The organism is Pseudomonadota bacterium, from assembly GCA_039024915.1.
GTDB lineage: Bacteria > Pseudomonadota > Alphaproteobacteria > Rhizobiales > MH13 > MH13.
Genome location: JBCCPK010000008.1, coordinates 94,708 through 115,386, shown reverse-complemented (window position 1 = coordinate 115,386; position 20,679 = coordinate 94,708). Strand labels below are relative to the sequence as shown.

Sequence of the window (20,679 nt, the reverse complement as noted above, 5' to 3'; positions counted from 1 at the left end):
CAGACACAAAGGCCTTAGCGCTTCAAGCAGTCAGGCTGAGCCGAAACGCTCTTGGTAGCGCTTTGGTGAAACACCCATCCTCTCTCGAAAGGTGCGTCGGAAGCTTTCCGCGGACCCAAAGCCGCAAGCTTCCCAGATGTCGGATAAGGGTATCGTACCCTCTTCTAGCAGCTCGGTCGCGCGGATAACGCGTTCCGAGCGGAGCCAGTTGAGAGGGGTCTGGCCGACCTCCTGGTCGAAGCGGCGCGCCAACGTTCGCTCGCTCATCGCGGCGCTTTTTGCCATCCGCTGGACGGACCAGCTCTCGTCGAGAGTGCTTCTCACCCGGTCCTGGAGCATCCCCAAGTTCGAGCCGACCCGCAGTGCGGGCACGGGACGCGGTATGAACTGGCGCTGTCCGCCGTCTCTTTGCGCGGGTAAAACCAAGCGTCTTGCAACACTGGCGGCGACGCGCGCGCCATAGTCTTGCCTGATAATGTGCAAGCCCAAATCGAGGCCAGCGGCTGAGCCGGCAGATGTGTAGATGCGGTCATCCTCGACATACAAGACATCACTGTCGACCGTGATCTGCGGATGTTTGGCGGCGAGTTTTTCGGCGTAGCGCCAATGGGTTGTCGCGCGTTTGCCGTCCAACAAGCCCGACGCGGCCAGGACAAAGGCTCCGGAGCAGATCGATGCTATCCGAGCACCCCTTCGGTGGGCGTCCTGCAGTGCTGTGCACAGCTGTTCGGGCACATCTTCGTCAGCGCCACGCCACCCGGGGACGAGGATCAAGTCCGCTTCGGCAAGGCGCTCTAAACCGCTCTCTGCTTCAAAGGTGATCCCTCCCATAGCGCGCGCAGATCCAGGTTCGGCGCTGACAGTCGTGAACCGGTACCAAGCATCAAATTCCGGTCGCGGGAGAGCGAAAAGCTCAACGGCGATGCCAAATTCGAAGGTGCACAATCCATCATACAGAAGAACGCAAACAAGCGGTTCGGAGGACGGTGTGTTGGGTGCAACAGGGATCATGGCAGAAAACGACCTGACAATGTCATTTCTGCCAGTACTTGTTCCCCGATCCGTGTGGCAAGCCATGGGCATCAACAAAATTGGAGATGAACACATGGCCACTGAGATGGATCTTCTTACAGCTATCGACACCTATTTCGATGCGATCCACGACTGCGATACTGCTAAGCTTGATGCGGTCTTTCACGAAAGCTCCAACCTGTTTGATGCAGATAAGGGTGAGATTTTTGTCGAACCGATCGAGAGTTTCAGTCGGGACATTGGGTCCCGTACCTCGCCGGCAAGCGTCGGGCAAAGCCGAGAAGCCGAAATCCTCATGATCGACTATTTGTCCCCGATCAGCGCGACGGTCAAAATCCGCATCCGCGCGCATCAAAACGTATTCGTCGATCACTTGGGGTTTTTGAAAGGCCTGGACGGCTGGAAGATTGTGTCCAAGATCTGGCATCTCGAGGCGGTGGTCGACCAGGCTGTTTGAAAGAAAGCACCGAAAAGGTATCCGGCGGTGATTGGCGTGAGCCCTCGACGACTAAGGGTGGAAATCGTCTAGCCCTTCTACGCTTTGCCATTCGATATCGGGTTGCTGTCCGATAACGCTGTGGGGATTGTCATCGCCGTCGTTGATGCAGTGGCCGAAGCGACCCTCATCGAACTCGACTGTCTCTTTGAACTTTGGCATCTGGTACAGTGACCGCGTGAAACGCCATAGATTCGGGTAATCGACCAGGCGTCGTCCCGTGCAGCGGAAGTGCATTGCGTCCACCGTCGGCGTCCCCCGATTTCAGGCCATCGCCTTGAACGCGTGGCCCGCCCGCCTATCGCCCGGTGATTAGCATACCGATGTTTCGGTCCGCCTCGATGAATGTAGCCGGAACGCCACTGGTACCCGGCAGCGACACCCAAGATCGCCGCTGCAGGTGATCCCTCCAATTTTTGCTCTTGCCCTCAAGTGCACTTGAGCCCTTACGGAGGCCAGCTCGTCCCTATTTTCGAGCAGCGCGATGCCTCCAAACCAGCCGACCTCTTCACGAACCGCCCTTGCCAAACTGATCAGTGCAACTGGCTTAAGCAATGTTGCGGACGGGATTGCGCTGGTCGTTTGGGCTTGGCTCGCCTCTCTGCTGACGCGAGACCCCATCCTAGTGGCGATCTTACCGGTGGCGCTTCGTATTCCGTGGCTACTGCTTTCGATCCCTGCCGGCCTCATCGTCGATCGCACAGACCGCAGGCGGCTGATCCTCGCCATGGATGCGCTACGCACCGTCGGCTTCGGTCTGGCTGCAGTTTCGGTTTGGATGGCGCAGCCGTTTCAACCACCAACAAACAGCGGAACAAGCGAACCCACCCTATTTGCAATTCTGGTTGCCTGCGCCGTCCCCATTGGAGCTGCGGAGGTGTTTCGCGACACCGCGACGCAATCGATACTCCCCGCGATCGTGCCCGAAGCCGATCTGGAGCGTGCCAACGCGCGGCTCTATTCCGCAGAGTTGGTTGGCAACGCCATGCTCGGTCCAGCCGTTGGCGCGTTCTTGATTGCATGGATCGTATGGGTTCCGTTCGCGGCGAACGCGCTTTTGGTCCTGGCCGCCCTAGGGGTGCTTCACACCCTAAAGGGTCAATTTACGCCCGCTCAGCGGGCTGAGCGGAATTGGAAAGAGGAGCTTGGCGAAGGTTTCGACGTTCTTCGCCAGAGCCACTTCTTGCGGGTTCTGGCTTGGGCGACGGCCGTTTGGAACTTCTTCCATCAGATGGTTATCATCGCCCTCATTCTGCATGTGCAGGAGAACCTTGGGCTCGACGCTCGGTTCTACGGCCTCGTTCTTGCGGCGGGCGCTGGCGCTGGCGTCGCTGCTGGCTTCATTGCCGAGCGGGTGATCAGAAATCTCGGCCCAGGCCGGACGGCGCAATGGTCGTCGCTGGCTTCCGCCATCGCGTTTGCGGGCATCTGCTTTGCGCCCGATGGGCTCACTCTTGCTTTCGTCCTCATGTTCTTCGAGTTCAGCAGCGTCTTTTGGAATGTAGTTTCGATCTCATACAAGCAGCGGACCATCCCCGACCACCTGCTCGGTCGAGTGAACGGCATCTATCGGCTGCTTTCCTGGGGAATGATGTCTCTTGGTCTCCTCGGTTCAGGCCTGCTTGTCCGGATGGTCGAAGGGTTCGCGGCGCGCGAGACCGCTCTGCTGGCTCCCTTCTTGGCGGGCGGCGTGGCGGTCTTGGTTCTCACCGCGGTGATATGGAAGGATCTGCGCAAAGGTTTCGGAGATGGCTAGCTGCCGGAGAAGAGCGTTGTGCCCAGTAACGTCGATGCCAGTCCCTTGCGTTCGTCGGGCAGCGTAACGCGGCCGACTTTCCCCGCACCTGAGTGTTTACAGTCTGATGAAACCCTCAACTATCTCCAACAAGGTTGATGAGCCATCCCAATGGACGGCTTGCCAGCCCGCTGCGCGCGCACGGTCAACATTTGCGATGGTATCATCGATCAGCAAAAGCTGATCAGGGTCATGGCCAATGGCCTTTGCGGCCCGGCGGAAGAATTCAGCCTGCGGTTTGCGAAAACCCAGCTGGCCGGAAAACACAATCCCATTCACTTCCTGCGAAAGCTGCATGTCTTCCATCAGGTATCGCGCCCTCATGCGCTCCTGGTTTGTTGCAAGATAGATCGGGACGCCCATTCGCCTTAGTCGTCGGCAGTCTGCAAGAACGGCCTCGACAATGCGAGAATCCATCCTGAACCAGTAGTCTACCAAGTCCGTCGCTTTAACGCTGGGCGCGATCTTGGCCATGGTTCTTTCAAGTGCGGGCAAGAGCTCCTTTTCGCCCACGACAATCGAGGACCAGTCTGCGGCAAAGAACTCACTCACAAGAGCTTGAGATGAAACGCCCAGATCCTCAAACAGCGAATGGTCCCATCGGCGTCCATCGCTGGGCCGGCCATCAACAAGAACGCCGTCAACATCGAGCATGACGCATTTTGACAACTGGTTCGCCTTTCTCGATCGACCAACTGTTGTTCGCCTATACCATCGTGCTGATGGCAGGGCTCAAGTTAGATGATTTGCTTGCACCCAGGCTTGGCAGAAAAGAAAGGGCGAGCCAATGAAGCGGTCCATGTGGCTTGCCACCAACCCCGCCTGAAAACCTCATTATCAATGATGAACGAAAAGAAGGTGACGTACAGCATCGTCGATGTGTTCACGCGAAAGCGTTTCGCGGGGAACCCTGTTGCCGTCATTCATGACGCACGTGTTCTGAGCCCCGAAGAGATGCAGAACGTAGCGTGCGAGTTCGGTTTCTCCGAGACAACCTTTATCTTGCCGCCTGCGTCGGACGCACACGCCGCACAGGTCCGGATTTTCACCCCATCTACGGAGATCCCTTTTGCAGGCCATCCAAACATTGGCACCGCCTTTGTGATGGGCCGTGAGGTGACAGCCGCGGTGCAACCTCTTCCAAGAGAGGCTGTGTTCGATGAAATGGGCGGCGACGTATCGGTTTGGCCGACTTGGGAGGATGGAACGGTCGTTGGGGCCGAGATCGAGGCACCGCAAGCGTTGGAAAGACTGGGTCCCGTTGACCCTCAAATGGTGGCGAGGTGCCTTGGCCTATCCAAGGGGCAGATTGGGAACACCCGCCTCCCACCTATCGTGGCGTCCGTTGGGTTGCCCTTCGCCTTCGTGGAACTCGACAGTGCTGATGCGCTCGCATCCGTTACCTGCGATGTTCAGGCTTTCAAGGAAGCGGCAGCAAAGGGTCCCCAAACAGTCGATGACTTTGCCATTTGCGCTTTCGTAGTCGTCGAAAGCAAGGGAGCGGAGATCGCCGTTCAGTCTCGTGTTCTCTCCCCCTCTGGGCCATCTGCCCGAGGATCCAGCGACGGGTAGTGCATCAGCGGCGCTGGGCGCGTTGTTGGCCGATGCGATGGGCATCGCTCGTGCCGAGCTTGAAATTGTTCAGGGCCTTGAGATGGGACGCCGCAGCGAGATAGGCGTAAGGGTCTTGGCGCCTTGTGGCCCGGTACGCATTCGCGGGTTCTGCGTTGAGGTATGCGTGGGCGAGATGCGCATTTAGTTGCGTCAAGCTCCATCGCTCCAAAGGTGAGGCGCTAAAGCAAGTGAGCACCGGCCCCGCGACCGGCCAGATGGTCGTCGTCATTGAAGAGCGCGCATTTTGAGATGCTGAGGCAACCGCATCCGATGCAGTCGGTCATTTTATCGCGGAGCGATGTCAGTTGATCGATCCGCCGTGTCAGGTCATCGCGCCAGGCCGCTGAAAGCTCGCCCCACTCTTCGATACTGGGCGACTTCTCTGCCGGAAGCACTGAAAGGCTCTGCTTGATGTCCGCAAGCGAGATGCCTGCCGTTTGCGCCACCTTGATGATCGCAATCCTGCGCAAAACCTCACGTTGGTAGATCCGGTGGTTTGCTGCATTGCGTTCAGAACTGATCAGCCCTTTCTCTTCGTAGAAATGCAGGGTGGAAACGGGCAACCCACTTCTCGCGGCTACTTGGCCAACGGATAACGCTCTGACCGGCATATAAAATCCTCCCTAACCTCAACTATACTTGAGGCTAGAAAGAAGGTGCGGTCAAGAGCGGACGCTCGCGCCAAAATTCCGATGCCCGGTTGCGGTCTTTAGATACTCAGCAGAGACGTTTGCGAGCTGCCTGGGGAATGCGGACGCGACACGGTTGCTCGGGCTGACCAAGGCTGGTTATTCTGAAAACCGGTTGTGCCATGCTGCCAGAAACTGCCTCAATTCGCGAAGCTTTAGGTTGCCGCCCAAATCGTCCTAGAATCCTGCAGGTCATACGCTGTTCGGCGTTCGACTTGAACGGCGCGTGGCTGTGTCAGGCACCTGCGCAACAGCGAATCTTCCAAGAACCAGTTTTTTGGAAGGCACCCGTAGAAGGCCCCTTAACGGTCCCCTTGCGCACGTTTTGCGTGCGAAAATCAAAGTCGCCGCTAACCTCCTGCCACTTGCTGGCGGTGACGAGGGTAACCAAGGTGGCGGCTTCCAATTTCTCCACCATTGAGTTTACAGAATTGTATAGTTGCGAAAAGGCTGGCTTGAGATTGAGCGCCTAGTTTTGCTTCAGTTTAAAGCTGGAGCCCCCAATGTCGAAAAGACCCATCGTGATCGCGGTCACGTTCGTCTTGGCCCATATCGCTTTTGTCGCGCCATTTGTTCCCCTCGTAAACATTCTCCCAGCAGGCCTCGGCGCCCTGTCCATGTCATCCATGGCGCTGACACTGATCCTCGCGGCGCGATGGCGGATCGTCGACTGGCTGATGGGTGGACCTGACAAGTCTTACGTGGCCCACCGCTGGCTTGGTTTCTTGGCCCTTGGCGGCGCGTTGGGCCACTGGGCACTGGCGTCATCGGTTGGCGCTGGGGTTTTACCGATGCTGGCCGAAAGTGGGGAGGGCGTCGGTACCGTCGCGGCCTTTGGGCTGATCATCATGACAGCGGCCGCCTTGGTGCGCGCGATCCCCTATCACGTGTGGAAGGCGAGCCACATGTTGATGGGTCCCATCTTCCTGCTCGCGGCCTACCATACCTTTTTTGTTGCAAGCCCGCTTGCTGTGGGTGCTGCTCCGTGGACGCTTATGGCGATCGTTTCGGCCATCGGATTGGCGGCCTGGGCCCAGACGTTGTTGCGCAAGCGGACGCCCACGCGGCTGGTGACTGTTGAACGCGCCGAACCCTTCGACGGCGGTATGGATGTGACGCTTCGAGCAGTTGCGCCTGCGCCATTGCTGGCTTTTCGACCAGGCCAGTTCGCAACGCTGGCGAATAATCATGCTCGAGCCGAACCGCACCCGTTCACGATCGCGGGAGGAGATGGGTCGTCTCGCCGCTTTATCATTCGCGCTGCAGGCGATTGGACCAGCGATTTCGTTCGCAACGTTTCAATCGGCGACGAGTTGCGGCTCGGCGGAGGTGCCGGACGGTTCCTGCCCCAGATCGGTGTAAAGCGGAGCGAGCAGCTTTGGGTAGCTGGTGGCGTTGGTATTACGCCGTTCCTAGCGTCCCTCGAGCATATGCAGCCCGATAGCGGCCCACGCGTCACGCTGATCTACTGCATTCGCTCGCGCGAGAGTGCCGGAGCAATCAATGATGTGGAGCGGCACGCAGCTCGTTTGCCGCAAGTGGATCTTGTCGTGCTGTTTGATAGTGGCGGCGAGCGTTTGACCGAAGGCCGCTTGGCGAGCATCGTCCGGGCGATGGCGAGAGACACGCAGGTCTACTTGTGTGGACCCGAAGGCCTGAAAACGCTGGTGAAAACAGTCTGGATAGCTGCTGGTATGAACGGGCGCGTCCACACCGAACGCTTTGACTTCCGTGGTGCATACGGCATCAACGATCTGATCTATATCGGGCAGCCAGTGTTGAATGTGGCTCAACAATGGATTGCCGGGAGAAAAGGTCTCACCCATGCGGTTGCTGGTTCTTGAAGATGACGGGACCCTTGGGCCGTGGATGGAAAAGGGGCTGACCGAAGCGGGGCACGTCGTCGATCTGTTCGCTGATGGGAAGCAGGCGCTGGCGGCGGCCATGCGGCACGACTACGACGTGTTCGTTCTCGACCGGATGGTTCCTGGCCTTGATGGGTTGTCTGTTCTGAAGTCACTACGCCAAGCGAAAATCGCTGCGCCGGCAATCTTCGTCACCGCCCAAGGGGACGTTGATGATCGCGTTGAAGGTCTCCTTGCGGGCGGCGATGACTATCTGACGAAGCCCTTCGCCTTCAGCGAATTGCTTGCACGTATAGAGGTCATCACGCGCAGGCAGACTGGAAACCAAGAGCGGTCCTCAGAGCTTACCAAAGGTGACATGTCGATTGATCTGCACAAGCGGACTTGTATCCGGCAGGGCCAGGCCATCGACCTCAATCCAAAAGAGTTTCAATTGCTGGAAGTATTCATGCGGTCGAACGGCCGCGTTCAGACACGGACCATGCTGCTTGAAAAGGTTTGGGACATGCATTTCGACCCCACCACGAGCGTGGTGGAAACGCACATCAGCAGGCTGCGTGGCAAAATTGAGAAGCCATTTGGCGATACATTGATCCGAACCATTCGCGGGGCGGGGTATGTTTTTCGACCGCGCTAGAGCGACGCTAAGCCTTTCCGCGGTTCGGCACACGCTCTGGCTGCTGTGCCTGTTTTCATTGATAACCCTCGTCGCCTGGGGTGGGACTTACTGGCTTGTTCAGCGCGAGATGCTGCGTGCGGTTGATGAGCGGCTGATCATGCGCATGCAGGTTGCGCAGCAGGCCCTGGCGCGAGGGGAAGCTCTGCCGGACCCAGGGGTTGGGCAGACCGCCGAAATGACCAACGGATCGTTTGCTGAGGGCTTTAAGACGATCGACAGCGCCGCGCCGCGTAGCATCGAATTCCGCTACTTGGTTCGCATGAGCCCACAGGGCCAAATCCGATTGGGTGAGAACACCGAAAGGCAGGAAGAGCTTCGCGACATCCTAGCCGGTGGGATGCAGTTGACGTTTTTCGCCACGCTGATTGCCAGTGCCTTTGCTGGGCTGTGGCTCGCGCGTCGCAGTCAGGCGCGGCTTGGTGCGATCAACCTGGGTTTGGCACGAATTGCACAAGGCCAGCTCAACACACGCATCAATCTTTCCGGGCCGAAGGATGACCTGTCTCTGCTCGCCAAACGGATCGACATGACCGCCGAACGGCTCGAAGACGCGATGACCCAGATGCGTGTGCAATCATCGAACATCGCCCACGATCTCCGTACGCCGCTGGCACGCTTGCGCGCAAAGCTGGAGACGAGCCTCGTCCGCCTCGCCGAAGAAAGAAGGGCGGTAAGCGAGGATGAACTGGGACAGGCGCTTGAGCAAATCGATCAGATCACGGCGACGTTTGAAGCCCTGCTGCGCTTGGCGCGCATTGAGAGTGGGGCGGGGCGCGAGGCGTTCGCCGAAGTTAATCTCATGGACTTGATACGCCGTCTTGAGGAGACCTTCCGACCGGTCGTTGAGGCAAACGGTAGGGTTCTTCAGGTCGAAGCGGCAGACGCTGCAGCGATCAGCGGGGATGATGACATGTTGGTCCAGCTTTTTGCCAACCTTCTGCAGAACGCCCTTCGCCACGGCGTTGGTGGTAAGACGGTGCGGATACGTGTTTTTGGCACGCATATTTCGGTAAGCGATGATGGGCCGGGCATCCCCTTTGCTGAGCGCGAAAAAGTCCTGCAGCCGCTTTACCAACGAGAGACAACCCGTCAGGGCGAGGGCTTCGGCCTCGGCCTGTCGCTTGTTCGCGCTGTCGCCGATCTTCACGGGGCAACTCTGTCGCTTGCCGATGGTCCTAACGGGCAAGGGCTGACGGTTTCGCTGCGATTTCCCGAACTTACAAAACTGTAAAGCTGGTGCGAGGCACCGGCAAAGTTGGGTGATTAGCTTCACGCTATCGGCGGAGCATGTGTTCTGCCCCTTAGCCTGGAGCCTGATATGATCACCACGTCAAAGCCATTCGCCTTTGCTCTTGCCCTCGGCATGCTTGCAGCGCCTTTGTCGGCGCCTCTGGCGTTGGCCCAAACATCACCGCAAGCGCCCACCATTTCCGTTGAAGAGGCCATTGCCATCGCCCTGGAAGCGCAAACGGGGACAATTGGTGAGGCTGAGCTTGACCAGTTTGAGGGTCGAGCGGCCTACGACATTGAGGTGGTCAATGCAGCCGGTGAAGAGATCGAATTCAAGGTCGATGCCGAGACCGGTGAAATTTTGAACCAGTGGACAGACGACGATCCGTCCGATGACCCTGTCGCTGGCTCTGACACAGACGGTTGAGCCGCGCCCTTAGAAACAAAACTTTCTGGAATGAAATCTCATGAACCGTTTGAAGCATGCTGCCTTAACCGTCGCTAGTTTGGTCCTCGCTGCGGCCGCTTTCGCATTCTTTGCGAGCGTTGGTCTGGCTGTCGTTGGAGTGTTGGCCTTTGTCGCTCTGCTAGGCGGCCTTGCAGCTTTTATCGCGACCGCGTCGGCGGCCAAGCAAACCACCATCGACGTTTGATGAAACGCAAACCTGGATGATGGCATGAACCGACGTGAGTTCTTGATCGGAAGCACCGCTTTGGGCGTGAGTGTGGCCAGTCCAATCCAAGCGCAAGGTGCAACTCGTGCGCTTCCGCTGCCGCCACTGACCGATCTCGTCGACGGGATTGGAAACCGTGTCCCCCTTCTGTTGGCGCCTTCCACCCATGACTTTGGAAACGGCGCTATCAGCCAGACCTTCGGGATCAACAGCAGCTATCTTGGGCCGGTGATCCGCGCCCAGCAGGGTCAAACCCTGCCGCTTGACGTTACGAACACCATTGGTGATGTCGTGGCTTTGCATTGGCACGGATTGCACGTGCCCGGCAGCGTTGATGGTGGTCCGCATCAGGAAATTGAAGATGGCGGGACATGGTCACCTGATGTGTTTATTGATCAGCGCGCCTCCATGAATTGGTTTCACTCGCATACCCACGGGAAAACCGCGCGGCAAACCTACAATGGGCTTGCCGGGGTCTTGTTGGTCGAAGACGAGGCGAGCCTTTCTGCCGACCTGCCGAAAACCTATGGCACTGACGACTTCACCATCATCCTGCAGGACAAGGCCTTCAATGGTGCTGGGGAAATGGCCTACCAATTGACCGGCGAAATTTTTGAAGATGGATTCCAGGGCGAAACGCTTGTGGTCAATGGAGCCATCGCGCCCGTTATGCAGGCCGTACCGGACGGTCTCGTTCGCCTGCGCATACTTAACGCCTGTAACGCGCGTTTTCTCCAGCTGTCCATGGAAAGCGGCCCACTGTTCGTCATCGCGTCAGATGGCGGCTTCCTAGCTTCCACTGTTGAAACGGCGAGCATTGTGATGTCACCGGGGGAGCGGTATGAAATTCTTGTCGACATGGGGGCGGCCCAAAGTAACGCGCTGGTCGTTGATCTGGACGGTGGTAATGGTGGTTTTCTCGCAAGCCTACTGGGTGGCCGGAACCAGACGACCGCGATAACGCTCACCCAGAATGGCGAAACCGGCTTTCAGGGATCAATACCAAACCGGTTGGCAAACCTCAGTCCGCCTGATCCAACTGAAGCGACAGTCACGCGCTCATTTGAGCTGCAGATGGATACCGGCGCCGACCTTGCGGCCCTCGCGCTGGCTTGGGGTAACATCTGCGGCAATGGCGCGATGGCTATTAACGGGCGTCCGATGAACATGGATCGGATCGATGAGGAAGTCCGCAAAGGCGAGACTGAGGTTTGGCGCATCTCGGTCGATGATCAGCTCCACCCCTTCCACATCCATGGGTGCTCGTTCCGGATCTTAAGCCAACACGGTGCCGAGCCGCCCTCTTACGCCCAAGGTTGGAAAGATATGGTCCACGTTGAGGAGGGGTGGTCTGAGGTTCTTGTGACATTCAATCACGAGGCTACCGTCGATACGCCCTACATGTACCACTGTCATATCCTCGAGCATGAGGACTGCGGCATGATGGGCCAGTTTACGGTCACTTGAACTTGGCCGTTTTCTGTGTCCGCACGACGCACCTTTGGTGATCTTCCCAGTTACCATTGCCCTGTGGACATCACACGATAGCGGCGTGATGCATTGCTCTCGTGTCAGCAGCGATAAAAGCCACATGCTCCGATCAAGCAACGTCTGGTTCTTCGTGATCCTCAGCCTTAATTTCTGGCTCGTCCCGATCCTGCCTTATGAAACGGTGGGCGATCTGGTCACGGACGGTTTGCTGGCGCTGACGTTGCTCGCCGCGGTAACGTTGCAAGGTCTGATCGAAAAGCGCTTTCGGCTTTGGGCTGTCGCTGCGGGAGTGTGCATTCTCGCCGCTATCGCGGTGGAGGAGTTGCTGCCTGGTGCCGCGTTCATCGAAAACGCAACGTTCGCCGCGTGCTTCGCCGCGGCTACAGCGCTTTACTTCCACATCATGGTTCGGAGCCTATCGGACGTCACGTTCGATACCGTGTTCGCTGCAGCGTGCACCTATATCCTCATCGGGATGTTTTTTGCAGCGGTGTTCGGGCTTGTTCTCGAGGCTGATCCGCAGGCGTTCGCGCCCCACGATCGTGTCTCCGGGCGCTATGATCTCCTTTATTACAGCTTCGCCACCCTTACGACACTTGGCGCGGCGGACATCGTGCCGGCATCCGACGCCACCAAGATGTTGACGGTCTTCGAAGCGACGATCGGGCTGATCTACATCGCCGTGCTGGTTGGCGCGGTGGTCGGCACGTTCTCGGCGGGCATTGCAGCAAATGCCCGGTCTGGGGGAAATTAGAGTTAGCCCGGTGAGCGAGGGCAGCCCAGGTGTTCGGTCAACAAATGGTCTAGCCCGATAACCCCAGCCATTGCCGGTTCATGTCGCGGAACGATCCAATCACCCGGTTGATCGTCGCATCCGCTTGCAATTTCTCAAACACGTTCTGGCTTCCGCCCAGCAGCTCGGTACACCGCGCTCGCGTCAAAGCGATATCGCTCATGGGCTCGTCTGATATGGGCCCATGCCCCGGTAGCAGCAAGCGCGGCCGAAGGCCGGCGAGCATATCGAGCGAGAAGACAAGATCGCTAGTGTTACCTGAGCCAAAAACCCCGCCTACAGCGCCACCCTTCAGCACGGTGTCGCCGACAATCGCGATACCGCTGTCCTCTTCAAACAGGCTAATCCCTCCGGATGTATGGCCCGGCGTGGCATAGACCGCCAAACGGTGCTGGCCGGTTTCAATCCGGCTTCCGGGGGTCAACTCAACGTCGATCGCAAACGGCTCGACAGATTGGGCGAACGCGCGCTGCATCGTTGCAAATTCATCCTTGAGCCGAATTTTGTTTGCCGCCAGGTTGCTTGCCGACACGATGGGCCTTCCGCCGAAAGATGGGACCGCCGCGATATGATCGAAATGTTCGTGGGTGCACACGATTTGATCGATGTCCGAGGCAGTCTTGCCTATCGAGGAAAGAGCTTCGTGCAGCGCTGGTGCCCAAAGTGGCAGGCCCGTATCGACAAGGACGCATCGCTTGGGACCATCAAGCAGGTATGCGTTGCAGGATCGGCCTCGTGCGCGAAACTGATAAATCGCGTTGCCGACTTGGATGATATCGTAGGCCTTTTCTGGTGGTGCGTTGCTCTGCGAAACAGGCTCGGCCGCCTCGCGTTTCTGGCCGCGTTGCCTGGAACTGAGCGTCTCCATGATGAACAGGGCGAAACCCGGTTGTTGTGACACCAGGTACACAAAGCGTGCAGCATCCAGAACCATGAGGCTTGTGTTGTCCTCTAGTGCCACGGCAGTGGCTGAGCGCGGCTGTCGGTCAATGACGGCCATTTCGCCAAAAACGCCACCCGAAGGGAACTCGGCGACGACACCCGGTCCAGCTCCATCCACATCGGTCACGCCGACTCGCCCCGACAGAACCACGAAAAGCTCTTCTCCGGGGTCACCTTTTCTGAAGATGGTTTCGCCCTGTGTGTACATATGACGATCGGACACGGGACGCTCCGCTAAAACAGCATTGTGATGTGGTAGCAGTCCTCTTCCCGCGACACCGATACGTCCTGTGTCGCGGCTCGCGCCAAGCGAAGCATGCGCTCATTGGTGGTCAGCACCTCTGCAATGAAGCCTCTGATGCCGCGTGCTTCCGCGTGGGAGCGCAGCTTGTTTTGCATATGCCTCCCCAAGCCGGTGCTTTGCCAGTTTGGATCGACAATGAATGCCGTTTCAGCGAGGTTGCTGGTCTCATTCAGAAAGTAGCATGCGCTTCCGACGATTCTCTCGTCTTCACGCGGACCGGTTACCGCGACAAAAGCAACATCGCGCGTGTGGTCGACATTGCAGAGGTTCTGGGCGGCCTCCAAGGGGAGGCTTTTCAGTCTCTGAAAGAAGCGAGCGTAAACGTCTTCCGCCGGCAATTTATGAAACAACGTCTGCAAACCCACAGCATCTGACGCACGGGCCGGACGAACCATCACCGAACGGCCATCCCGCAAGGTAATCCCGGCCTCCGCTTCAATCGGGTATGATCGCGCGTGGATGCTGGGCTGCCGTTTGCTCACTAGGCCAGCCTCCTTTGCATAGTCCAGGAGAGTGGCCCGGTGGTCTGGATGGGCGATTTCAATCAACGCAAGCGCCCGTTCGCCAAGCGACTTACCGAACAGGTAGGCGATACCGTACTCGGTGATCACATAGTGCGCGTCGGATCTTGGAATGCCGACCGCATCGTTCGCCTGCAGATGCGGTCTGATCCGAGACGACACGCCATCTTCTGCAAGCGCGCTCAAGCATATGATGGGTTTGCCACCCGGTGAGCGGCTCGCTCCGCGCATGAAGTCGGGCTGGGTTGAGACCCCTCCATACAGTTCGCCATCAAGCTGATCGATACAGGCTTGACCTGTGAGGTCGATGGCAAAAGCCTGCGTGATTGAAACCATACGCGGGTGAGCCGCGATAGCGACAGGATCGCAAACCTCTTCGATCGGATAAAACTGGAACAGTGGATTTCGATCGACATAGCGGTAGAGCGCTTCGCTTCCCACGCAGTAGCTCGCAACGATCTTACCGCCGTGCGTTGCGTTTGCGTTGCTGGAAATGGCCCCCGATGCGATCAGGTCCAGAATGCCTTCGGTGACGGCGTCGGTATGGATGCCAAGATCGCGACGATCGGAAAGGTGCCGCATCACCTCATTAGGAACACGGCCAAGCCCGAACTGGATCGTCGAACCATCCTCGATCACACCGGCGACATAGGCGGCGATCCGTTTGCCTACGTCGTCTGCCATGGTGTGGTCGAACGTCGGCAGCGGATGGTCGACCTCAACCATCGCGTCGATATTGGAGATGTGAAGGAACGTATCCCCGTAAGTGAACGGCATTTGCGGGTTTACCTCGGCAATGACCGTTCGCGCGTTGCGAACGACCGACCGGGTGATGTCGACCGAAACGCCGAGGCTGACATAGCCATTTTCATTAGGCGGCGAGACCTGAATGATCGCGACATCAACCGAAATCCGCCCGTTTTCGAGAAGGCGCGGGACCTCCGACAAACGCATGGGGACGTAGTCGACCTTGCCTGTCGACGTGAACGGGGCGATGTCAGATCCGACAAAGAAAACGCGATGTCGAAAAGCTGTCTTCGCACCCTGTTCCTGCGCATGATCAGCGGCAGCTTGATAAGCCCCGCTTGTCAAGAAGTGCAGGAGCGTGACGTCTGGCGGCGGCGGCATCCGCGCTTCCAGCGCTGTCAGCACGGTCCGCGGTGTCCCCGAAGCGGAACCAAGGAAGACGGTTTGCCCCGGCTGGATCATCTTCGCCGCTTCAGCCGGTGAGATAGGCTCAGCGTCTGTATACGCAACAAGCTCCGCGGCGCTGTTCATTTTCCATCCCCTCAAGGCCTTCAAACACGTCTGATGCGCTCACAATGGGGTAACGACGCCATCAGCATTGGGCGATCGGTCACCTTGTGTGTGGGAGACTGTAGAGTTGAAACAGCGGTGGACGAGGTGATGCTCAACACACTTGGTGCGAACTCCAATCGGCCCGGTTCCAGTTGAGCCCAGGCATCCGGTGACCTCAGGACATGATATGGATGTGGACCTGAGGCAGCTCCATTTGCTCCCACGAGACGCCTTGGCGCACGTTAGAAAAGCTCGGGCAACGCCATGAGCATCAGCGCTGCTGAGACAACGCAAGCGATGCCGCGAACCGTGTTCCACCAGGTCCAACGGGGAACGTAGGTCTGCTGCCAGAAGATGCTGGTTGAGGCATCGGCGAGGCTCATCTTTGCGAGCCGTTCATTAAGCGGCACGTTGAAGGCGACGGTCACGCCAAAGCACCCGATGAAGTAGGTGAGGCCGGCGCCCGCAAGTAGGGTGCCAGTGGTGCCACCAACGGCGACAACCCCGTACAGCGCAATGCCGAGCGAGACTGGCGCAAGTCCTAAAAACAGCACCATAAACACCCAGCGGAAGACTTCGCGGTTGATGACCTGCATGGCCTCGACACCACCGGTGCCGGAGGTCCGGGCGAGCGAGCGCATGATGAAGTCTGAGAAGGCGATGAAGATGCCTCCAACGATGGCGTAGGCGATTACAGAAAACTGAGCGATGAAGAGGAAGAGTCCAGACATGGCTATGGGTCCTTGTGATCTGAGGGAGAGGGTCGGGGAGACTGGTGCCTCCCCGTGACGATTGAGGCGACTAGGCAGCGATGGTCCACGTGCCCGTTGCGGCAGCTTTGGCGGCATACTGCGCGAAGCTACGAGGCTCACGGCCCAGTGCCCGCTGCACGCCGTCTGCGAGGTGGGCATTGCGACCATCCAGGGTCTCGCGTGCGATGGTGGTGAACACCTCAGCGACGAACTCGCCGCCTGATTCAGCCACGTTGGCGTGGAAGTCCTCAAAGCTGATCGGCAGATGCTGAACGGGCCGACGGAGCGTCTCGGTCAGGATCGTGGCCATGTCGTTGAACGTCAGAAGCTCGGGGCCCGTGAGCTCATAGACCTCGCCCAGATGACGGTCATCGGTGAGGGCTGCGACCACCACATCGGCGATGTCATCAACGTCGATGATCGGCTCGACCATATTGCCGCCCGGCATCGGCAGCATGCCTGCGAGGATTGGGTCACGGAGATAACCTTCCGAGAAGTTCTGCGCGAACCAAGCGGCGCGGACCACTGTGAAGGGGATACCCGAAGCTTTGATGACGTCTTCGCCGCGTCCAGCGTGGTACTCGCCGCGCCCCGAGAGCAGAACGATCTTCTTGAGGCCCATCTGCTTAGCGGTTGCGGTGAACGCTTCGAGCTTTTCGACAGCGCCGGGGAAGGCAAGGTCGGGGAAGTAGGTCACATAAGCGGACTGAATGCCTTCGAGGGCGGGCGCCCAGGTCTCTTCATTGTCCCAGTCGAACGAGATGTCGGCGCTGCGCGAGCCACGGCGGACCGGCAGGCCTCGCGCTTCGAGTTGATCGGCGACGCGCGAGCCAGTTTTGCCCTTGGCGCCGATGACGAGGATGGGTTGGGTGTCGGTGACAGTGATCATGGTTGTGTTCCTTGGTTGCTGCGTTGTTTCAAAGACAACCAAGGGTTAGCCGGAGGTACGCTTTACGATCTTGACCGGCTTCGCCAGCGTTTTGACATCCGTCGCCAATATCGGCGGAGCATTCCAGACAAGGAAAAGGCGGCGCTGGAAATCAGCGCCGCCCTTGAAGACGTCTCGGGGACTTGTCAGGATTACAGTGTGTTAGGCCGCGTTGAACAGCGCAATATCCATATCAGCCGCGGATGCACGCAGGTCCCGCAGCGCTGTGTATTCTGGCGAGTTGTACCAGGTGCGCGCGGCATCGATGCTTTCAAACCGGACAAGGGCGACACCTTCGACAGGCCACTTGCCCGACAGGTTATCGGCGAGATTGCCGCTCATGATGAATTCTGCGCCGTGGGCTTCCAAGGTTGGGCCGGCAGCGGCAGCGTAAGCCTCCATCTTTTTGGCGTCCTTTACAGTGATGTTCGCAACTAGGTAGGCAGACATTGAGGTTCTCCTCGTTGGCTTGGATTTCAAGTACGAGGGAAAGGTGGCATCGGCGCCCGCCCGTTGGCTTGACCGGTGTTGCCAGCGTTTTGACATATATCGCCAAACGGCGATGTCAGAGGCCGGCCTGCGCCTTGCGGTAGCTTGCGGGTGTGTGCCCAACCCACTTTTTGAATGCCCGGGTGAAGGAGCTCTGCTCGGAGAACCCTGTCAGGAATGCCACGTCCGCCAGAGTGTATTGTTCATCGCGCAGCAGCCCTTCAGCCAGTTCGCGACGGGTCTCCTCAGCGAGCATTTGGAAGGTCAGCCCATGATCGGCGAGGCGACGGTGGAAAGACCGTGCGCTGAACCCCAAACCACGCGCAATCTCTTCCATCTTGGGCGGACCCTCGCTCAGTGCGCGGGCGATTGCGTCCTTGGTGATCTCTCCGAGCGTTGGTTCGTCCTTTACGTCGGAGAGCTCCCCCTCAAGGTGTGGCAACAGAAACCGGGTTATGCCTTCATCGCCAAGCTTGTTCGGCTGATCGAGCGCCTGATTGGAGATTGCCAGGCCGTCATACTGCGCTTCAAAATGCACCGGGCACTCGAAGTAGGCTTCATGATGCTTAAGCGTTCTGGGCGCAGCATGTTTGAAATAGACGGCGTCTGGCCGGAACGGGACTGGCGATACCTGGCGGCTAATGGAAACTGCGCTTGCCATGTCCGCTTCGACCGATAGCCGCATGCCCAGGCGACGTTCCCCGGCACGGTGTTCGATCCAGACAATTCCATCGTCCAACGGTTGAATCTCGTAGGCGACGATACTCGTCCAGATCCGAGCGAAGCGCTCAACCCGCATGTACGAACCCCGAAGCGTAGGCGCCGCCTTCCACGCCAGGCCGAGCGCCCCATACTCGTCGCAGCACATGGAATGACCAACCTTCACCGGCAGCCCAGTTACATCGATTTCGTCGGCAATCGCCTCTAGCAAGCCATAATAGGCGTCGTCCGTGATCATCTGTTTGGGATCCCAATCACCGTCAGGATCGATACCGACGGACCGCAGATAGGATCGCCCATCGACGCCCGGCTCTGCGCCGGCCACCATCTTGCGAACGAACAGGGAAGTTACGGAACCCATGCCGGTGTTCTACCAGCGGTGTTGACCGTGAAAAAGGCACACAGCGCCGGTCGTTGACGGTCACTCGCTTCTTGGTGCGGGTCTCTTTCGCCGGTCCAGAGGTCAGGTTTGGCAAGGTCAGGCGGGTCGAGACTGGCACGGCCCTCTGCGCCATTGTCTGAGAACGCTTGTGGTAATCCATCATCGAGGCCCAAGCGTCTCCTGACCTGAACGACCCGCTTATGGGGTCTAATACACGTCGCGCTGGTAGCGGTGGTCTGCCTTCAGCTTGTCGACATAGGCCTTCGCAGCAGCCTCATCGAAACCACCATGGGTTTCCACAACGCGGTGGATCGCACGATCAACATCCGCCGCCATGCGTGATGCGTCTCCGCAAATGTAGATGGCTGCTCCACGTTCGAGCCATTCAAAGAAAGTCTGCCCCTCTTTCTCGATCAGGTGCTGGACATAGACTTTTTCCGCCCCGTCCCGCGACCAGGCAAGACTGAGTTTGGTCAGAAGGCCATCGGCCTTCCAGCCTTCAATAGTCTCCGAATACAGATAGTCGGTGGCCGCGTGCTGATCGCCGAAGAACAGCCAGTTCTCGCCCGTCGCCCCGCGCATTTCCCGCTCCTCCAGAAACGCGCGAAAGGGAGCAATGCCGGTGCCCGGGCCGATCATGATGATCGGCAGGTCATTGTCGTCCGGCAGGTAAAAATGAGCTGCCTTGTGGACGTAGACGCCAAACGCGCCGCCGGGACTAAGCCTTTCGGGAAGAAAGGTCGATGCGACGCCCTTCCTTGCTACCGCGTTGAGATCGTAACGCACTTCCCCAACTGTGAGATGGACTTCCCCGGGATGTTTTTTGGGGCTCGACGAGATGGAGTACAGCCTTGGTTGAATGGGCCTGAGCCCGTCCACAAAGTCTTGTGCGTTCAGCTTCAGATCAGGCGCGCGAAGAGCATCGAGGATCTGCATATCGTCCGATAGTTCGATCTGCCAGGCCTCTGCGGTCTTTGGTGTGATGGTCGCCAGGTCCAGCGACGAGTAGAGCGCCTGCCGCAGGGATGACGAACCAGATTTCAGTTCGACAATTTCCGACCCACTATAGCCACCAGCGTCAAGGATCGCATCGACCTCGCCCATGCAGTTCATCGGCCAGACCCCAAGCGCATCGCCAACCTGGTAATCCAGATCAGGCCCGCCGCCGCACAGCGATATCTCGACGTGATTGACCCGCTTGGATGAACCCTCCTTACTCAGGCAATCAGCTTTGATGAGTGTGGCAACAAACGGGTGGTGCTTGTCGAAGTCCGGCCGTTTCTCCTCCGGTTCTACGGCTGCCGATGCCGCGCCGACACTTGCGGCTTCAACAAACGGTGCTGATGCAAACACCTGGTCTCGCCAGCCTGCATAGTCATCATCATAATCGACATCACAGGTCACGAGCTCCGCCGCGCGAGTGGCGCCCAACGCTTCGAACCGCGCATCAAGGTCGCGCGCGAACTGGTTGAACTTGGGATAGCTGCTGTCCCCCAACCCACAGACTGCGAAGTTGAGCGTTTCGGGCAATGGTGGGCAGTCTTCAGCCATGAGAGCTTCGTAAAATCCCGTCGCGTTATCGGCTGGTTCTCCCTCTCCGTAGGTAGCCCCAACGATCAGCAGGTGGCGCGCATCGGCCAGCTCTGCCGGGCTGGTTGAATTCAACTCGCCAATCTTTGCATCGAACCCTTTCGTCGCAGCGAACTTCTTGAGGTCTTTGGACAAGGATTCTGCCGTACCAGTTTGCGATCCAAAATAGACCAGAAGCGGTGTCAGCACCGCGCCGTCTGCGGCTCCCGCCTTGGCCGCCGCAGCCATTGTGTAGATGCCAGCGAACAGGCCATTGAGGTAGGTGCGCTGTTCCTCGGTGAAGGGACTGTCGGCTGGTATGAACTCCGGCATGCCCGGCGCGTTTGCCGCCTCGGCCATCTTTGCCGGGTCGATCGTGAATTGTGGCGTGTGTTCGGTCATAAGGCGGGTGTCC

Annotated in this window: 22 protein-coding genes; 10 read left to right on the top strand and 12 right to left on the bottom strand. The window is 58.5% G+C overall.

Going from position 1 to position 20,679, the window contains the following annotated elements; all coding sequences use genetic code 11:
• Positions 1-30: 30 nt before the first annotated feature.
• Positions 31-1,011, bottom strand: a complete 981-nt coding sequence (gene ftrA / locus AAF739_16030) for a transcriptional regulator FtrA (protein ID MEM6384182.1) — start codon at positions 1,009-1,011, stop codon at positions 31-33.
• A gap of 94 nt (positions 1,012-1,105) precedes the next feature.
• Between ftrA and AAF739_16025 the strand changes: the two genes are divergently transcribed.
• The gene (locus AAF739_16025) at positions 1,106-1,489 is read left to right on the top strand and encodes a nuclear transport factor 2 family protein (protein MEM6384181.1); all 384 of its coding nucleotides are present in this window, start codon (positions 1,106-1,108) and stop codon (positions 1,487-1,489) included.
• A gap of 51 nt (positions 1,490-1,540) precedes the next feature.
• Here the strand turns inward: AAF739_16025 and AAF739_16020 are convergent, their stop codons facing one another.
• Complete coding sequence (locus AAF739_16020) at positions 1,541-1,690, bottom strand: hypothetical protein (GenBank protein ID MEM6384180.1); 150 nt, start codon at positions 1,688-1,690, stop codon at positions 1,541-1,543.
• Positions 1,691-2,012: 322 nt separating this feature from the next.
• Here AAF739_16020 and AAF739_16015 point away from each other — a divergent pair, with 322 nt between their 5' ends.
• On the top strand, positions 2,013-3,284 hold the full coding sequence (locus AAF739_16015; protein ID MEM6384179.1) for an MFS transporter: 1,272 nt from the start codon (positions 2,013-2,015) through the stop codon (positions 3,282-3,284).
• Between the two features lie 96 nt (positions 3,285-3,380).
• On the opposite strand, the gene AAF739_16010 is transcribed toward AAF739_16015, so the two are convergent.
• Positions 3,381-3,992: an HAD-IA family hydrolase gene (locus AAF739_16010; GenBank protein ID MEM6384178.1), complete on the bottom strand. Its 612-nt coding sequence runs from the start codon at positions 3,990-3,992 to the stop codon at positions 3,381-3,383.
• 189 nt (positions 3,993-4,181) lie between these two features.
• Here AAF739_16010 and AAF739_16005 point away from each other — a divergent pair, with 189 nt between their 5' ends.
• Entirely contained in the window at positions 4,182-4,895 is a 714-nt protein-coding gene (locus AAF739_16005; GenBank protein MEM6384177.1) for a PhzF family phenazine biosynthesis isomerase, read from the top strand.
• A 4-nt stretch (positions 4,896-4,899) separates the two neighbouring features.
• Here AAF739_16005 and AAF739_16000 read toward each other — a convergent pair whose 3' ends face one another.
• On the bottom strand, positions 4,900-5,091 hold the full coding sequence (locus tag AAF739_16000) for a hypothetical protein (protein MEM6384176.1): 192 nt from the start codon (positions 5,089-5,091) through the stop codon (positions 4,900-4,902).
• A 25-nt stretch (positions 5,092-5,116) separates the two neighbouring features.
• Positions 5,117-5,548 (bottom strand): redox-sensitive transcriptional activator SoxR, encoded by a 432-nt coding sequence (soxR, locus tag AAF739_15995; protein MEM6384175.1) that lies wholly within the window; start codon positions 5,546-5,548, stop codon positions 5,117-5,119.
• A gap of 581 nt (positions 5,549-6,129) precedes the next feature.
• Here soxR and AAF739_15990 point away from each other — a divergent pair.
• The 7 genes from AAF739_15990 to AAF739_15960 all read left to right on the top strand — a co-directional run bounded on the left by AAF739_15990 (position 6,130) and on the right by AAF739_15960 (position 12,319).
• Complete coding sequence (locus AAF739_15990; protein ID MEM6384174.1) at positions 6,130-7,470, top strand: ferric reductase-like transmembrane domain-containing protein; 1,341 nt, start codon at positions 6,130-6,132, stop codon at positions 7,468-7,470.
• Entirely contained in the window at positions 7,451-8,128 is a 678-nt protein-coding gene (locus AAF739_15985; GenBank protein ID MEM6384173.1) for a response regulator transcription factor, read from the top strand. The genes AAF739_15990 and AAF739_15985 overlap by 20 nt, the downstream gene beginning before the upstream one ends.
• Positions 8,109-9,401, top strand: a complete 1,293-nt coding sequence (locus tag AAF739_15980) for a HAMP domain-containing sensor histidine kinase (protein ID MEM6384172.1) — start codon at positions 8,109-8,111, stop codon at positions 9,399-9,401. The genes AAF739_15985 and AAF739_15980 overlap by 20 nt, the downstream gene beginning before the upstream one ends.
• Positions 9,402-9,488: 87 nt before the next feature.
• Entirely contained in the window at positions 9,489-9,827 is a 339-nt protein-coding gene (locus AAF739_15975) for a PepSY domain-containing protein (GenBank protein MEM6384171.1), read from the top strand.
• Between the two features lie 40 nt (positions 9,828-9,867).
• The gene (locus AAF739_15970; protein ID MEM6384170.1) at positions 9,868-10,053 is read left to right on the top strand and encodes a hypothetical protein; all 186 of its coding nucleotides are present in this window, start codon (positions 9,868-9,870) and stop codon (positions 10,051-10,053) included.
• Positions 10,054-10,077: 24 nt separating this feature from the next.
• Positions 10,078-11,541, top strand: a complete 1,464-nt coding sequence (locus AAF739_15965; GenBank protein ID MEM6384169.1) for a multicopper oxidase domain-containing protein — start codon at positions 10,078-10,080, stop codon at positions 11,539-11,541.
• 124 nt (positions 11,542-11,665) lie between these two features.
• Positions 11,666-12,319: a potassium channel family protein gene (locus AAF739_15960; protein ID MEM6384168.1), complete on the top strand. Its 654-nt coding sequence runs from the start codon at positions 11,666-11,668 to the stop codon at positions 12,317-12,319.
• A gap of 49 nt (positions 12,320-12,368) precedes the next feature.
• On the opposite strand, the gene AAF739_15955 is transcribed toward AAF739_15960, so the two are convergent.
• The 7 genes from AAF739_15955 to AAF739_15925 all read right to left on the bottom strand — a co-directional run bounded on the left by AAF739_15955 (position 12,369) and on the right by AAF739_15925 (position 20,666).
• Positions 12,369-13,523, bottom strand: a complete 1,155-nt coding sequence (locus AAF739_15955; protein MEM6384167.1) for an MBL fold metallo-hydrolase — start codon at positions 13,521-13,523, stop codon at positions 12,369-12,371.
• Positions 13,524-13,534: 11 nt separating this feature from the next.
• On the bottom strand, positions 13,535-15,403 hold the full coding sequence (locus tag AAF739_15950; GenBank protein MEM6384166.1) for a GNAT family N-acetyltransferase: 1,869 nt from the start codon (positions 15,401-15,403) through the stop codon (positions 13,535-13,537).
• Between the two features lie 263 nt (positions 15,404-15,666).
• A complete protein-coding gene (locus tag AAF739_15945) occupies positions 15,667-16,155 on the bottom strand; it encodes an anthrone oxygenase family protein (protein ID MEM6384165.1) in 489 nt (162 codons plus the stop codon).
• 70 nt (positions 16,156-16,225) lie between these two features.
• Positions 16,226-17,065: an NmrA family NAD(P)-binding protein gene (locus tag AAF739_15940; protein ID MEM6384164.1), complete on the bottom strand. Its 840-nt coding sequence runs from the start codon at positions 17,063-17,065 to the stop codon at positions 16,226-16,228.
• Positions 17,066-17,266: 201 nt separating this feature from the next.
• Positions 17,267-17,554 carry a DUF1330 domain-containing protein gene (locus AAF739_15935; protein MEM6384163.1) on the bottom strand — a complete coding sequence of 96 codons (288 nt, stop codon included), beginning with the start codon at positions 17,552-17,554 and terminating at the stop codon, positions 17,267-17,269.
• A 115-nt stretch (positions 17,555-17,669) separates the two neighbouring features.
• On the bottom strand, positions 17,670-18,674 hold the full coding sequence (locus AAF739_15930) for an AraC family transcriptional regulator ligand-binding domain-containing protein (protein MEM6384162.1): 1,005 nt from the start codon (positions 18,672-18,674) through the stop codon (positions 17,670-17,672).
• A 228-nt stretch (positions 18,675-18,902) separates the two neighbouring features.
• Positions 18,903-20,666, bottom strand: a complete 1,764-nt coding sequence (locus AAF739_15925; GenBank protein ID MEM6384161.1) for a flavodoxin domain-containing protein — start codon at positions 20,664-20,666, stop codon at positions 18,903-18,905.
• Positions 20,667-20,679 lie beyond the last annotated feature (13 nt).